17 protein-coding genes and 1 tRNA gene are annotated in these 14,123 nt (G+C 66.5%); 14 read left to right on the forward strand and 4 right to left on the reverse strand.

Annotation, left to right across the window (positions count from 1 at the left end):
* The first annotated feature begins 225 nt into the window (after positions 1-225).
* A complete protein-coding gene (locus HCR12_RS03125) occupies positions 226-1,011 on the forward strand; it encodes an SDR family oxidoreductase (RefSeq protein WP_166867856.1) in 786 nt (261 codons plus the stop codon).
* A gap of 92 nt (positions 1,012-1,103) precedes the next feature.
* Here the strand turns inward: HCR12_RS03125 and HCR12_RS03130 are convergent, their stop codons facing one another.
* Positions 1,104-1,595: a MarR family winged helix-turn-helix transcriptional regulator gene (locus HCR12_RS03130; protein ID WP_166867854.1), complete on the reverse strand. Its 492-nt coding sequence runs from the start codon at positions 1,593-1,595 to the stop codon at positions 1,104-1,106.
* A gap of 80 nt (positions 1,596-1,675) precedes the next feature.
* Here HCR12_RS03130 and HCR12_RS03135 point away from each other — a divergent pair, with 80 nt between their 5' ends.
* Together HCR12_RS03135 and HCR12_RS03140 are read left to right on the forward strand one after the other, a co-directional pair.
* Positions 1,676-2,629, forward strand: coding sequence for a nucleoside hydrolase (locus HCR12_RS03135; protein WP_166867851.1), 954 nt, complete (start codon positions 1,676-1,678; stop codon positions 2,627-2,629).
* A gap of 78 nt (positions 2,630-2,707) precedes the next feature.
* Positions 2,708-2,779, forward strand: a tRNA-Gln gene (locus tag HCR12_RS03140).
* A gap of 147 nt (positions 2,780-2,926) precedes the next feature.
* Here HCR12_RS03140 and HCR12_RS03145 read toward each other — a convergent pair.
* Positions 2,927-3,253, reverse strand: coding sequence for a hypothetical protein (locus HCR12_RS03145; protein ID WP_166867849.1), 327 nt, complete (start codon positions 3,251-3,253; stop codon positions 2,927-2,929).
* Positions 3,254-3,454: 201 nt separating this feature from the next.
* On the opposite strand from HCR12_RS03145, the gene HCR12_RS03150 reads away from it, so the two are divergent.
* From HCR12_RS03150 to HCR12_RS13610, 5 genes are all read left to right on the forward strand, one after another.
* Entirely contained in the window at positions 3,455-3,766 is a 312-nt protein-coding gene (locus HCR12_RS03150; protein ID WP_166867847.1) for a hypothetical protein, read from the forward strand.
* 124 nt (positions 3,767-3,890) lie between these two features.
* Positions 3,891-5,273: an MFS transporter gene (locus HCR12_RS03155; protein ID WP_224763735.1), complete on the forward strand. Its 1,383-nt coding sequence runs from the start codon at positions 3,891-3,893 to the stop codon at positions 5,271-5,273.
* Positions 5,274-5,536: 263 nt separating this feature from the next.
* A complete protein-coding gene (locus HCR12_RS13605; RefSeq protein WP_224763610.1) occupies positions 5,537-5,740 on the forward strand; it encodes an alcohol dehydrogenase catalytic domain-containing protein in 204 nt (67 codons plus the stop codon).
* 15 nt (positions 5,741-5,755) lie between these two features.
* Positions 5,756-5,884, forward strand: a complete 129-nt coding sequence (locus HCR12_RS13750; RefSeq protein WP_255429671.1) for a hypothetical protein — start codon at positions 5,756-5,758, stop codon at positions 5,882-5,884.
* A gap of 9 nt (positions 5,885-5,893) precedes the next feature.
* Entirely contained in the window at positions 5,894-6,457 is a 564-nt protein-coding gene (locus HCR12_RS13610; protein WP_224763611.1) for a zinc-binding dehydrogenase, read from the forward strand.
* On the opposite strand, the gene HCR12_RS03165 is transcribed toward HCR12_RS13610, so the two are convergent.
* Positions 6,448-6,867, reverse strand: a complete 420-nt coding sequence (locus HCR12_RS03165; RefSeq protein ID WP_166867843.1) for an SIP domain-containing protein — start codon at positions 6,865-6,867, stop codon at positions 6,448-6,450. The two genes, HCR12_RS13610 and HCR12_RS03165, sit on opposite strands and share 10 nt — an antisense overlap.
* 369 nt (positions 6,868-7,236) lie before the next feature.
* On the opposite strand from HCR12_RS03165, the gene HCR12_RS03170 reads away from it, so the two are divergent.
* The 6 genes from HCR12_RS03170 (at position 7,237) to HCR12_RS03195 (ending at position 13,298) form a co-directional block, all read left to right on the forward strand.
* Entirely contained in the window at positions 7,237-8,172 is a 936-nt protein-coding gene (locus HCR12_RS03170) for an NAD-dependent epimerase/dehydratase family protein (protein WP_224763615.1), read from the forward strand.
* Entirely contained in the window at positions 8,169-8,660 is a 492-nt protein-coding gene (locus tag HCR12_RS03175; RefSeq protein WP_224763617.1) for a nuclear transport factor 2 family protein, read from the forward strand. The genes HCR12_RS03170 and HCR12_RS03175 overlap by 4 nt, the downstream gene beginning before the upstream one ends.
* 129 nt (positions 8,661-8,789) lie before the next feature.
* Positions 8,790-9,911, forward strand: a complete 1,122-nt coding sequence (locus HCR12_RS03180) for a sugar ABC transporter substrate-binding protein (protein WP_166867837.1) — start codon at positions 8,790-8,792, stop codon at positions 9,909-9,911.
* On the forward strand, positions 9,908-11,434 hold the full coding sequence (locus HCR12_RS03185) for a sugar ABC transporter ATP-binding protein (protein ID WP_166867835.1): 1,527 nt from the start codon (positions 9,908-9,910) through the stop codon (positions 11,432-11,434). The genes HCR12_RS03180 and HCR12_RS03185 overlap by 4 nt, the downstream gene beginning before the upstream one ends.
* Positions 11,434-12,462 (forward strand): ABC transporter permease, encoded by a 1,029-nt coding sequence (locus HCR12_RS03190; RefSeq protein ID WP_166867833.1) that lies wholly within the window; start codon positions 11,434-11,436, stop codon positions 12,460-12,462. The genes HCR12_RS03185 and HCR12_RS03190 overlap by 1 nt, the downstream gene beginning before the upstream one ends.
* Positions 12,459-13,298 carry an SMP-30/gluconolactonase/LRE family protein gene (locus HCR12_RS03195; RefSeq protein ID WP_166867831.1) on the forward strand — a complete coding sequence of 280 codons (840 nt, stop codon included), beginning with the start codon at positions 12,459-12,461 and terminating at the stop codon, positions 13,296-13,298. Before HCR12_RS03190 ends, HCR12_RS03195 begins: the two co-directional genes overlap by 4 nt.
* A 56-nt stretch (positions 13,299-13,354) precedes the next feature.
* On the opposite strand, the gene HCR12_RS03200 is transcribed toward HCR12_RS03195, so the two are convergent.
* Positions 13,355-14,098: an SDR family NAD(P)-dependent oxidoreductase gene (locus HCR12_RS03200; protein WP_166867829.1), complete on the reverse strand. Its 744-nt coding sequence runs from the start codon at positions 14,096-14,098 to the stop codon at positions 13,355-13,357.
* Positions 14,099-14,123 lie beyond the last annotated feature (25 nt).

Here is a 14,123-nt window from a genome sequence, read left to right on the forward strand (position 1 = left end):
GGTTGTGAGTGCCTCACCCGAGGGGTCGCAAATGACGATCCCGGCGGCGTGTCGCACGTCATTTGCGACCCCTCGGTAATCTGCGACCCCTCCCGGAAAGGGGCGGGTGCGGGACGCGTGCAGCGCGCGCAGGCGGCGCGCGGGACGAAGGTCCTTCGTCGGGACGAGGCGCGCCCCCTAGCGTGGGAGTGTGCGACGAGGTCGTCGCCGGAGAGGAACACCACCATGCGCACGTACGTCGTCACCGGGTCCGCATCCGGAATCGGCAAGGCCACCAAGGAGCTGCTCGAAGAGCGCGGCAACCAGGTGATCGGCATCGACCTGGCGAACGCCGACCTCGAACTCGACCTCTCGACCGCGGAGGAGCGCGACAGCCTCTATGACGCGGTCGCGGCGGCATCCGGCGGGTCGATCGACGCGATCATCGCCGTCGCGGGTGTCGCCCGATTCGACGCGCTCACCGTCAAGGTGAACCACTTCGGCGCCGTGGCGACACTCGAGAAGCTCCGCCCGCTGCTGAACGGAGCGGATGCGCCGCGCGCGGTCGTCGTGTCGTCGTTCTCGTCCCTGCAGGACAACGACCCGCAGCTCGTCGAGCTCCTGCACTCGGGCGACGAGGCGGCGGCGGTGGCGCGCGCCGACGAGCTCGCGGAGCAGCAGCTCGGCCACCTCATCTACGCGTCCACGAAGCGCTCGATCTCGGAGTGGGTGCGCATGCAGTCGATCACGCCCGAGTGGGCAGGCGCCGGCATCCCGCTCAACGCGGTCGGCCCCGGCGTCATCATCACCCCGATGACGGCTCCGCTCATGCAGACCCAGGAGGGCCGCGACCAGCTCGCGCAGATCGTGCCGATGCCGCTCAACGGACCGGCCGAGCCGATCGTCATCGCGCGGATGCTCGCGTGGCTTGCGAGCGAGGAGAACACCCACATGGCCGGGCAGACCGTGTACGTGGACGGCGGCGCGGATGTCGCGATCCGCGGTGCCCACGTGTTCGGCACGCAGGCCTGAGACTCACCGCACCCCATGGGTGCGGTGACGAGCGAGGGCGGTGGGATCCCTGCCCCCGTCCTCGCTCTTCCACGTTGTCGGACGAGAGGGGCTCAGTCGAAGTCGAGGCTGAGCTTGCGCAGCAGAGCCGCGAGCTTCACCTGCTCGGATGCGGGCAGCGCTCCCAGCAGCTCCGCCTCGCGGGCCACGAGCTCGCGGATCGCCTTGTCGACGGCCTCGCGCCCCGCATCCGTCATCGCGACGAGCACACCGCGGCCATCGTGCGGGTCGGTGCCTCGCTCCACGAAGCCGCGCTCGACGAGACGGTCGATGCGGTTCGTCATGGTGCCGCTCGAGACGAGCGTCTGCTGCAGGAGCGCCTTCGGACTCGACTGGTAGGGCGCGCCCGCGCGCCGGAGGGCGGCGAGCACGTCGAACTCCCACGGCTCCAGGCCCGAGTTCTCGAACGCGTCGCGGCGCGCCCGGTCGAGGTGCTTCGACAGTCGCGCGACGCGCGACAGCACCTGCAGGGGCGAGAAGTCGAGATCCGGATGCGCGCGCTCCCACGCGGCGACGATCCGGTCGACCTCGTCGTTATCGGGCATTGCTCCATTATCGCGCGGCGGGGCGGGTGCCGTCACGGATGACGCGCGGGCGGGGTGATCACGTCCGGCAGGATGGTGCCATGGCTCTCCCGATCATCCTCGATGTCGACACCGGCACTGATGACGCCCTCGCCCTGCTGTTCGCCGCGCTGCACCCCGAGCTCGACCTCCTCGGCGTGAGCTGCGTGGGCGGCAACACGAGCCTGCCGAACGTCGTCGAGAACACGCTGCGGGTGCTGGCACTCGCGGGTGCGCACCATGTGCCGGTCGCGGCGGGGGCGACGCGCCCGCTCATCGAGCCAGCGCGCGACGCGAGCTACGTGCACGGATCGAATGGTCTCGCCGACATCGTGCTGCCGGAGGCGAACCGCACCGCCGAGAAGGAGGGTGCGATCGAGTTCCTGCGCCGCACGATCCTCGGCCACCCCGAGAAGGTCACCCTCGTGGCCCTCGCCCCGCAGACCAACCTCGCCCTCCTGCTGCGTGCGTATCCGGAGGTCGCCCACAACATCGAGCGCATCGTCTTCATGGGCGGTTCCGCGAGCGTCGGCAACGCGACCGCGGTCGCCGAGTTCAACGTGTGGCACGACCCGGAGGCCGCGGCGATCGTGCTCGACTCCGACGTGCCGCTCTACATGTACGGCCTCGATGTGTTCAACCATGTGGCCGTGCCGGAGGCGACCGCCGAGGCGCTCGCCGCATCCGAGAACCCGGTTGCCCGACTCGTGGCCGGCCTCCTGCTGCACCCCATCGTCGGCCCTGACGGCCCCGAGCCGTACCTCGGATGGATCGGCGACGCGGGCGCCGTGTGCAGCCTCGTGATCCCCGACGCCCTCGGCGTCGAGCGTCTGCCGGTGAAGGTGGAGCTCGCCGGATACGGACGCGGCGCAACGCTCGTCGACCGCCGCGCGATCCCCGGCGAGGACATGATCCACGGCCTCGCCGACGTGTGGACGCCCGTGGATGTGGCCCTCACGGTCGACGAGGACCGCATGGCCGAGCTCTTCCTCGACACGGTCGCGCCCGGTCGCTGAACCTCGAGCCGATCGGGGCTTCTCCGAGGCGGCCGCGCGGCCCGCCGCGTGGCAGACTTATCACGCGCTCCGGCGCGTTCCGCCTTGGTGTAATGGCAGCACGACGGTCTTTGGATCCGTTAAGTCCAGGTTCGAGTCCTGGGGGCGGAGCTTCGAGGGATTCCCTGAACTGAGGCTCGCGGATTGTCGTAACTGAAGGGGCCGGAAGACGGCTCTCTTCGCACTCGCACAGCGATGGCCCGGTATCCGATCGAGGTTTCGATCCGATACCGGGCCATCGGTTGTGCGGCGATCTGACTATCGATGGGAACGCCCGTCGCGCTGCTTCTTGACACCGACGAGCACCTCTTCGCTCCTGCGGCGCGCGGCGCGACGGGGGCCCTTGCTGGTGTCAATGCCGTCTGCCGCCCGCAGGTGGTTGTTGATCTCTCGGATGTTGAGGGCGGTCGCGATCATCACGACGGCGAGGGTGTGGGCGGTGTAGCCGCGGGCTGGGCGCTTCATCGGGTCCTGAAGGTTCTCGTAGCCGGTGTGCTTCAGCTGACTGTTCTTGCGCTCCACGGTGCTGCGGAGGTTGTAGGCCCGCTGCCACTCGGCGGTCTTGTATGCGCGCTCCTGCGCCACTGAATCGGCCTGACTATCGTTCCTATCGGGAACCTTGTCCGGCAAACGCCTGTTGGGCCGATTCGTGGCCAGCGAAGTACGCGTCCTCAACCTCGAGCGGGGTGCGCATGTCGAGCTCGCCGTGGAGGCGCTGGTTGTTCCACCACCACGCGTATTCGAGGGTCGCCAGCCGAACTTGAAATCGAGATGTACTCACAGATTGTGGCTGCCGTCGACGGCTCCGTCGTGGGTATGGGCGGCCCGTGGTACAGCGGGTGCGCAACAGTCGAACAGCTTCGCGACACGGGTCTTGCGATCGTGCTTCTGCCGACGACGTCGTTCCAAGCGTCGCTGAACGCTATCGACCAGGTCTTGCGTGAAGTCGCTGCGGACGGGCACGCGCGGAAGTACTGCGAGGCCAATCCTGATGCTTTCCCGGGGGCGGGAGTGTACGAGGCGCTCGAGGTAGGGCGCTACATCGATATGGATTCGCGCACGCGTGTAGCCGCGGCGACAGCGGAGGGGGAGAAATGAAGCAGCAGAAGGATCTCCGGGCGGCGCTCACGGTACGAGTAGACGAGCGAGCTCAAGTCAAGTTGGTTGCGGCGCAGGCTCGGCCGAAGGCGTACTGGTACGCGATGATCGCCGTCATCATCTTCTGTCAGAGCAGAGCTTTTTCGGCAATAACATGGTCGCGCCGATCCTTCCCGCGCTGGCTCAGCAGTACGAGACGACCGATATCGGATGGATGCTGACGTTCTACGCATTGGTGGGAGCGGTCCTGACGCCGCTCGTGGGAAAGCTCGCCGACGTCTATGGGAAGCGCCGCCTCACTATTGCTATCGCGCTCATCGCGTCCATCGGAACCGTGGTGAGTGCGTTCGCGCCGGACTACGCCACCATGCTGGTGGGACGCAGCCTGGCAGCCGTCGGCATCGCGCTCCTTCCCCTGAGCTACATGCTGATCAGGGACACCTTCCCCGAGAAGCTCATCGGTCCCGCGATCGGGATCTCCACTACGGGTGGTGGAATTTCCATCATCGTGGGGCCGTACCTTGCCGCATGGCTGGCGGAGACCTTCTACGTAGGAGCGATTTTCTGGTTCATCACCGCGATCACTGTCGTCGCGACTGTGCTGTTGGCGCTCTACTTCCCCGAGACGCCGCTGAGGGTGCGAGTGAAGCTGGACATTCTCGGAATGCTCCTGATGGCGGCAGGCAGCGGGTCTCTGATGTTCGCCCTTTCGTTCGGGGCGCGTCTGGGCTGGCTCAGCCTTCCGGTGCTGGCGCTGACGGACGCGAGCGCGGTCACACTCAGCGCGTTCGTTTGGCGTCAAATGCGAATCGACTACCCGCTCATTGAACTTCGAGTGCTGGCATCTCGCGCAGTGGGCCCGATCGTACTAGCCGGAATTCTGACCATGGCGATGAACACGGTGCTCGGTTCTGTCCTTCCCACATTCCTTCAGACACCCACCGAAGCGTCCGGGGGGTGGGGTCTGGGGCTCTCCGCGACCGAGGCTGCGCTGGTGATGCTCCCCGGTGGCGCCGTAATCATTGCAACGGGATTCATCGTCGGGTTGACAGGCCGGAAGGTGGGCTACAAGCGCTATCACGTCATCGGGAGCGGGTTGATGGCGCTGGGCGCCTTGCTCGTGGCTTTCATCCACCCGGGGTCTCTCGTGATTGCGGGGATCTACGTGATCATGAAGCTGGGCAACCTGTGGACTCCTGCGAACGCGAATCTTCTGGCCTCTCGTCTACCGGAGGCGCAACGCGCAGTCGGTTCTGCCTCGGCCCAGACGACCTTCACCATCGGATCCCTGATCGCCGTTCAGATCGCATTCGCGCTCCTCGCTACGGGCGTCAACCCAGAGAATCCGACGCTTTATACCGAGAGCGCATGGACGACTGTGTTCTGCTTCTCAGGCGCACTCGGAGTTATTGCCGCGATCATCGCGGCCGTGATGATCCGCACATCCAGCAACCTGCTTGAAGACGCACGAAATGAGTCCGAACGCGGCGAGGGGTCGGGAAGCTAGAGCACTCGGAACGAGCGACCCCAGTGTCCCCATTGCGGTGATGCTGGGGTCGCTTTCAAGCCGGAGTGCGGCCCACCGCCCGGCGCCACCGATCCGACTGCCGGCGGCACGCTGCTAGCCACCGGCGTGAAAAGCTGACGGATCCTGTGATCGCGTTCAGGCTCCGAACGTAGCGTCGGTGCATCCCGCCACCCTCCATTCAGGCGGGCGACGAGGAGGTCAGTCCGATGAAGGCATAGCAGTTCACCGGTACCGGAGAGCCCTTGCAGCTGAATGAGGTCGACGAGCCCACTGCAGGGCCGGGCGAGGTCGTGGTGGATGTGAAGGCTACGGGCATCTGCCACTCGGATGTCAGCGCCCTCGACGATCCCGGCTGGATGGCGCTCTTTCAAAAGGGTCTTCCGCGCACGATGGGGCACGAGTCGGCTGGCGTCATCAGCCAGGTCGGCGAGGGCATGGAGCACTGAAAGGTCGGCGACCGTGTGGGCCTCGCCCCGGTGATGGCGGATGGCGACGCCCTCGGGTACGGCGCATGGGATGGCGGTTTCGCCCCGAAGGTGCGAGCAACCGACGACAACCTGGTGAAGCTTCCTGACGAGGTGTCGTTCTAGCTCGGCGCGATGGCGACGGACGCAGGCCTCACCGCGTATCACGCGATCATGGCGGTCGGCGGAGCGAAGGCCGGCATGAAGGTCGGTGTGATCGGCCTGGGCGGCCTCGGCTACACCGGCGCGCGCTGTGCCGCGCTCGCGGGGGCCGAAGTGTACGGCGCCGAGATCAACCCCGAGACGCGCGAGCTGGCCGACGAGATCGGTCTGGCGGGCGTCGCCGAGTCGATCGATGCGTTCGCCGACAAGGGCCTCGAGCTGGTCGTCGACTACGCGGGCTTCGGCACGACGACCGCGGCCGGAATCGAGGTGCTCGCAGAGTTCGGAACGTTCGCGCAGGTGGGGATGGGGCGCCTGGAGGCGACCATCAACACCTACCCGATCATCATCAACCAGCTCACCATCAAGGGCTCGAAGTCGGGTACCAAGGAAGACCTGGCGGGCATCTACGAGATCATGCGGAGCGGCAAGCTCAACCCGCCGATCAACCGCATCACGCACGCCGACATCCCTGAGGCGATCGACAAGCTCCGCGAAGGCGGAGTCGTCGGGCGCTTCATCGCCGTCTACGAGTAGGAGTCATACCGCGCGACTCCCCGACAGTCGGGGTCGCTCGGGTCGAGAGAGGCGTGGTGATCATGGTTCGCCACGCCCCACTTCCAGTAGCCCTGCGCATCGACCTGCGACGCGGGGAGTGCGTGCTCACGGCGGAGGTGCCGGCGCAGCGGCACCAGATCGGATGACTCCCCGCCTAGCAAGACGAGGGCCGTGGCCGTGATCTGGAGTTCGCGTAGCCCGGCAGCGCGATCCATTTCGCGCTCGGCACCGGTGAACCAACGAAGGTCGAGGCCAGGCTGATCCGCGAATTGGTCGCGTGTGCCCTCATCCGCAACCGAGCACAACTCCAAGACTGCTGCGTCGTGTGCGGCCGCCTCGCTGATCCAGCGTCGGAACGCGGGCAGCGCGGCGTGGTCGGCGACCAGCACCACCTGGTCCCACTGCTCCGGTGCGAGACGTGAACCTCGGGCCACCCCCCCCGGCAACCGGCATTCCATGCTGCGCAGAGGCCGCCCACTCCGATGCGGCATTGGTGGTGCCGGAGCCGCCGGCGGCACGATGGCTCGATGAAGGTTGAGTGTCCCTAAGGTGCCCAGGGTAGCGACCCTCCCTTGTGGCGCGAGTGATGCGCCTCGCGTGCGCCACGGAGCGGGACCCCGAAGAGCTAGCAAGCAAACGCTTGGCCGAGTACCGTGGTGCGGTAGGGGTCTCGCGATTCAAGGGAGAAGTGGATGTCAGAGTCGACACGTGGACGGCTGGGCGTGGATCGTTCCCTGCAGTTGGGGGCTTCAGGTCCGGTGACGCTCGTCGTGGGCGGAACCGGAATGGTGGGCAGCGCCATCGCCCGCCACCTGCACGAAGCGGGCCGTGATGTCGTCATCATGGCCCGGCGGCCGGAGGGCCCCGACGATCCCCGTGCTGTTGCGCGCCTGAAGCGAATCGTGGGTGACTATCTCTCACCGCAGGCCATCGGCGACCAGCTCGACGGCATTGATTCGGTGGTGTTCGCGGCCGGTCATGACATTCGCCATGTGCCGGCGGATGTAGACACGCTCGAGCTCTGGGAGCGCGTGCAGGGCGCGGCGGTGCCTGCATTCGCTCGGGTGGCGCGTGATGCCGGAGTCTCACGATTCGTGCAGATCGGCAGCTACTACCACCAGGCGCGCCCGGAGCTCAGGAAGCTGGTTCCCTACGTCGAAGGTCGGGCGCGAGCTGACGAGCGAACGCGTGAGCTGAGCACCGACCGGTTTGCGGCGATCACCCTCAACCCGCCTTCCATCGTGGGCGTGGTGCCTGGTCGTGCCGCGCGGCGCTTCGCGCGACTCATCTCGGCGTTGCGCGGCGAAGGTGGTGCGTCGGTGGTGGCGCCGCCGGGTGGCACGAACTATATGACGGCTGACGCTGTTGCGCAAGCCACGCTCGGCGCACTCGAGCAGGGAGAATCCGGGCGGGCCTACCTCATCGGGGATGAGAACCTCACCTACCGCGAGTACTTTCAGCGTTTCGCTGACGCTGCCCGTTCGGCGGTACGGGTGGAGGAGCACGACGAGGATTCTCGGTGGCAACCTGACCGCTTCATCGTCCAGGGGCGTGGGCAGCGGATCGCCTACGAGCCGGCGTCCGGGGATGTGGACCTTCTCGGGTATCAGCGAGGTGGCCTCGATCAGGCGCTAGAGACAGTTGTGCGGTTGTCGGACGAGGCGGTTCGCGAAGCCGCGCAGTCGCAGTCGTGACGTTTGGGGGGTGGCGCCGCGGCGCTCGCTCCGCGATCGAGCAGTTGGTTGTCAACTACGCGCGGTGCGCGGATGATCGGCGCGGCCGCGATCTAGCTGCCCTGTTCACCGAGGGTGGCGAGCTCGAGATTGTGCGCGCAGGGCGTTCTGATGTGCCTGAGGTGCATCGCGGGCGGGTGGCAATCGTGGATGCCATCGGGGCGCTGGACGTGTTTCGCGACACGCTCCACCATGTGGCGGCACCGTGGGTTGAGGTGGAGTCGCGGCGGCGGGCGCGCGCGCGTACGTCGTGTCTGGCCTATCACCACTCTGTTCGTGACGGCGCTCAGGAGCTGCTGCTCATGGGGATCTCGTACGACGATGTGCTGGTGCGTTCTGCCGGTGAGTGGAAGTTTGAGCGGCGCGCGTTGCACGTGTTGTGGGTGGATCGGCGCGCGCTGGGCGCGGCGCGCGCTGACTCCTCGCGCGATGCGCGCGGAACAGATTGACGAGTCATCTCGGAAGCCCTAGCATCCAACCTAGTGTTTGCTTGGTACCAGCGATGATGCCGGGACCAGTTCACCGACACCGGCGTTGGATGAGCCGACGCCGCCACTTGCACAGGAAAAGAGGCACACATGACTAAGAAGTCAGTGCTAATCGGAGCGCTCGCGCTCACAGCGGTGTTGCTCACCGGTTGCACGGCTCCGGCTGGTGGGGACGACGTTCCCGTCAATGTCGAAGACGCTGTCGCCAAGAAGGCCGCAGAATTCATCGCGCCGTACCTCGAGCGCCCCAGCTCGATCGGAATCGAGGCGCCGTTCGTCGGCGAGATCCCGACCGACAAGGAGATCTACTGGCTCCAGTGCTCGTCGCCCGCGTGTGCGGTCGTCGGCGGCGCCATCGAAGAGGCCGTCACCTCGGTCGGCTGGACGCTCAAGGTCGTCGACGCCGGTCTGTCGCCCGAGAGCGTCAAGGCAGCCTGGAATCAGGCAGTCCTCGGTGACCCCGATGCCGTCATCGCCAGCGGATTCACCCGCGCCATCTACGAGCCCGAGCTTCAGGCTCTCGCCGAGCGCGGCGTCCCCGTCCTCAACATGACCACCGCGGAGGCCCCCGAGAACGGCATCCTCTCGGCCCAACGCTGGGGACCGGACTTCAACGACGTGGGGGAGCGTCTCGCCAACTACCTGCTGAGCCTTAACGGCGAGCAGACGAACGCCGTGGCGTTCACCATCTCGGCGTTCCCGAACATCGCCCTCGTGGGCGAGGCGTTCGGTGAGACGATCGCAGCCCAGTGCTCATCCTGCTCGCTTGACGTGGTCGACCTGCCCGTGGATGCCCTCGGTGGAGACCTGCCCAACCGCGTTGTGACCTACCTGCAGGCGAACCCTGACGTGAACTCGGTCTACGTGGGCTACTCCGACATGATGGTCGGACTGCCGACCGCGCTGCAAGCTGCGGGTATCTCGAAGTCGGTGCGCTTCGTGACGCTCGACACCTCTCCCACGACGAGCGTCTACCTCGAGAATGGCGACTACCTCGCCGCAGTCGATGCGTCGCCGACCTACGAGATGAGCTTCCGCCACGTCGACTTCCTGCTTCGCCACTTCACTGGAGCAGACACGACGCCGTCGAACGAGCGGAACAACCCGGCCTGGGTGATCACGCAGGACAGCCTGCCGACCAGCGCAGACCACTTCCCGCTCGTCGTGGACTACGCAGAGCAGTACAGGACCCTGTGGGGGCTTGGGAAATGAACCAGGTGGTCCTCGCCCTGCGCGGAGCATCCAAGACGTTCGGCTCCAACCGGGCGCTATCCCAGGTGGACATGGATGTTCGGCGGGGCGAGGTCCACGCTCTCGTCGGAGAGAACGGCTCGGGCAAATCCACCCTGATCAAGATCCTCTCCGGATATCACAGCCCTGATCCGGGGGCGGTCGTCGAAATCGATGGAGTGCCGCTGCGGCTGGGGAATCCTGAACATTCGCGTCGGGCGGGCCTGCGCTTCGTTCACCAGGACCTCGGGCTCATCGATGAGTTCACCGCTTTGGAGAACTTCGGTGTGACCGGTGGTTTTCCCACAAAGTGGTCGGGGATCGACTGGGGTCGGCTGAGGGGGATCGCGGAGGATCTGCTCGCGCGGGTGGGCACCCGTGTCGACCTCGACACCCCCGTCGGAGAGCTCACGGCGGTGGAGCGCAGCGCGGTGGCGATCGCCCGCTGCCTCGATGACTCTGAGCGCGGCGAGGCCAAGGTCCTGGTGCTGGATGAGCCGACGGCGGCGTTGCCCGTCGACGACGTGTCTCGGCTCTTCGACATCGTTCGCGAGGTTGCGGACAGGGGCGTCGCGGTCATGTATGTGTCCCACCGTCTCGACGAGGTGATGGAGCTGTCGCAACGCATCACCGTGCTTCGCGATGGGCAGCGCATGGCGGCGGTCGACACCGAGAGCATTGACCGAGGCAAGCTCGCCGAGCTGATCGTCGGGTCGGTGGTGAGCGCTGACGACATCGTCGATCGTGCCGTCGACCCGACGGACATCGCGGTGTCGGTGAAGGGATACTCCACGACCACGCTGCGCCCGGTGGACTTCGCGGTTGCGCGTGGCGAGATCGTGGGTGTGGCCGGCCTCGACGGTTCCGGGCGCGAGACGTTCGCGCGCGGATTCGTGGGTGATGCGGGCGGGCGGGCCGATTCGCTCGTGCTCGCCGGCGAAGCGGTGCCTACCGTTCTCTCACCTCGCGCAGCAGCCGAGAACGGCGTGGCCCTGGTGCTCGCGAACCGTGACGAGGGAGCCGCCGTGCGCGGACTCTCTATCGCAGAGAACATCACGCTTGCCGACCTGGGAGCCGTCTCGTCGCGCGGCTTCGTCTCTCGCAAGCGGGAGGCCACGAAGGTCGACAAGTGGATCGAGGCGCTCGAGATCCGCCCTGCGGAGCCCGAGCGTGATTATGGAACCCTTTCTGGCGGTAACCGCCAGAAAGTCGTATTCGCCAAGTGGCTCAACGTTGAGCCGCGCTTGCTGGTGCTCGACGACCCCACCAGCGGTGTCGATGTGGGAGCACGGCGCGCGATGTACGGACAGGTGCGGGATGTCGCGGTGACGGGTGTTCCCGTCGTTGTGGTGTCGTCCGACCTCGAAGACCTTGTGCGCTTGTGCGACCGCGTTCTGGTGCTTGCGGGGGGCCGGATCGTCGCAGAACTGACCGGGGAAGAGATATCGGAGTACCGAATGACTGTGGAAATGTCGAACGCTCAAAGCGCGGGGGAGGTGGCGTGATGGCGGCTTCGAACGCCGTGATGCGGGCATTCGCGCCCCGTCGCATCGGAGCGATCTATGTGTGGATGCTCATCGTACTGATCTTCGCGCTGTGGATTCCGGAGCTGTTCTTGCGCAGCTCGACCCCGCAGACGATCTTGAACCAGAGCACTGTGACGGCCATCGTGGCGCTCAGCGTCGTGTTCCCGCTGGTGGTGGGGGTGTTCGATCTGTCGGTAGGTGCGATGGTCGGCCTGTCGGCCGTCGTCGCAGCGTGGTTCCTCGGGAACACCGCCCTTCCCGTTCCTATGGTCGTGCTTCTCACGCTCCTGGTGGGTGTGTTCGTGGGCTTGCTGAACTCGTTTGTCGTGCTCAAGCTGGGCATCGATTCGTTCATCGGCACGCTCGCAACAGGTGCGATCCTGGGCGCGTTGACTATCGCCGTCTCCGACAACAAGATCATGACGGAGGGGATCTCGGGTGACTTCAGCGCCCTGTCGGCCGGCATGATCGGGGGGCTGCAGTTCCCGGTCTTCTACATGCTCCTGCTGATGATCGTCCAGGGGATCCTGTTGGAGCGGACCCGCCCTGGGCGCCTCATGTACGCGGTCGGGTTCGGCCCTGAGGCGACGCGTCTTGCGGGCGTGAGTGTGACCCGTCTGAAGGTGACAGCGCTCGTGTCGTGCTCGGTGATCGCTGCGTTCGCGGGGCTCGTGCTGCTGGGCCGCGTGCAGGCGGCTGACCCCATGGGTGGCGTCTCGTACATGATCCCTGCGTTCTCGGCGGCGTTCCTCGGGGCGACCCAGTTCCGGGATGGTCGCTTCAACCCGTGGGGAACCGTGGTCGCGGTGCTTCTGCTCGCGACGGGTTCGTATGGTCTGCTGCTGTCGGGTATCGGGCAGTGGGCCCCCCAGGTATTCCAGGGAATCGTGCTGATCGCTGCGGTCGGCGTCACTGTCGCCCAGCGGCGAGTGAAGCCTGTGCGGAGCGACGATCCGCCTTCGCCCGCGGAAACCGTCGACCTGTCTGTGTCTGGGAGGGCATCATGACGAAGATCATCACTGGCCTCGCGTTCCCGGAGGGCCCGCGTTGGTTCAACGGGGCTCTGTATTTCTCCGACATGCACTCGCTTGAGGTGTGGCGGTGGACTCCCGAGGAGGGGGGTGCCCCGATCGCCACGATCCCGGGTAAGCCGTCGGGTCTGGGCTTCCTCGACTCGAAGACTCTGCTCGTGTCGTCGCAGAATGACCGGTGCGTGATGCGGGTCGACCTCGATGACCTTGAGGCTGGACCGCGCGTGCACGCCGACGTCTCGGGCATCGCCACCTGGCACCTCAACGACATGATCACGGATGCCCAGGGGCGCGCGTATGTGGGCAACTACGGCAGCGGTGCGATGCCCGGCGAGCACATCGATGCGGCAGCGCTCGCGTTCGTCGACACGGATGGCACGGTGACGCCGGCGGCGGATGACCTTTACTTCCCGAACGGTATGGCTTTCCGTGCGGGGGGCCGGGAGCTCGTAGTCGCTGAGACACGGAGCGAACCGGGCCGATTGACGGTGTTCGATGTTGCGGCGGATGGCAGCCTCTCGAACCGACGCACTCTAATCGAGTTCGAAACGGAATGGCCCGATGGGATCGCCCGCGACGTCGAGGATGCGGTGTGGGTTGCGTCGCCGTTCTCGGGCGAGGTGATCCGCGTCGATGTGAACGGGGAGGTCACCGACCGGCTCGCGATCGCGAACCCGTATGCGGTGGCCTTGGGCGGCGCGGACGGGCGCGACCTATTCGTCTGCTCCGCTGCGAACTGGCAGCCCGAGCTTGCGCTTGCCGAGCGCTCGGGTGCCATCGAGGTTCTGCGGGTTGAGGTGCCCGCGGCGTAGCCACCGAGAAGGGGCGCTGGGATTGCTCCCAGCGCCCCTTCTGCATGTATGCCCTCTTACTGGGCGACCGTCCAGCCGCCATCGACGGGCAGGAAGACGCCGTTGATGTACGACGCGACGGGCGATATCAGAAACAGGGTCGCGTAGGCGATGTCGTCGGGGCTGGCCATGCGCTTGAGCGGCACTTTGGAGAGCACGTGCTGGCCCATCTCGCTCGCCGCGAATCCGGCGAGGCGCGGCGTGTCGGTCATTCCCGGCGCGACCGCGTTGCTGCGGAACTCGCCTGCACGGTGTGCTGCCAGGTGGCGGACGTATCCGGCGAGGGCTGCCTTCGATGCCGAGTACCAGTTGTTGTCGGTGCCGACGAGGTTACCGGCGACCGACGAGGTGACGACCATGGCGGCTCCGTCGCCGGGGTTGGCGGCTGCCCAGGCGTCGGTCATCGTGCGCACGCTTCCGATGCAGGCGACGAGGGCGTCGTCGAACGACATCTGAGCTGACGACGGCGGGCCTGCGTTGTTGTGGAGCATCGTGATGGGGCCGAGGGTGGCAGTGGCGTCTGCGATTCCGGCGTGTGCGACATCTGCGTCGGTGACGTCGCCCACCCAGGTGTGGAAACGTCCGCCTGCGGCGGTGATGGCTGATTCGGTCTGTTCAAGACCGGCAGGGTTGATGTCCCAGCCGCTGATCGCCAGCCCCATCTCGGCGCCCCGGCGGGCTACCGCGCGGCCGATCCCGCTGCCGGCGCCGGTCACGAGTAGCGCGTCTCCGGCACGGAAACCGAAGTTCGGAACTCCCATGTGTTTCTCCTGTTCTGCCCGGAAG

The organism is Salinibacterium sp. ZJ70 (genome assembly GCF_011751865.2).
Classification (GTDB): Bacteria; Actinomycetota; Actinomycetes; order Actinomycetales; family Microbacteriaceae; genus Homoserinibacter.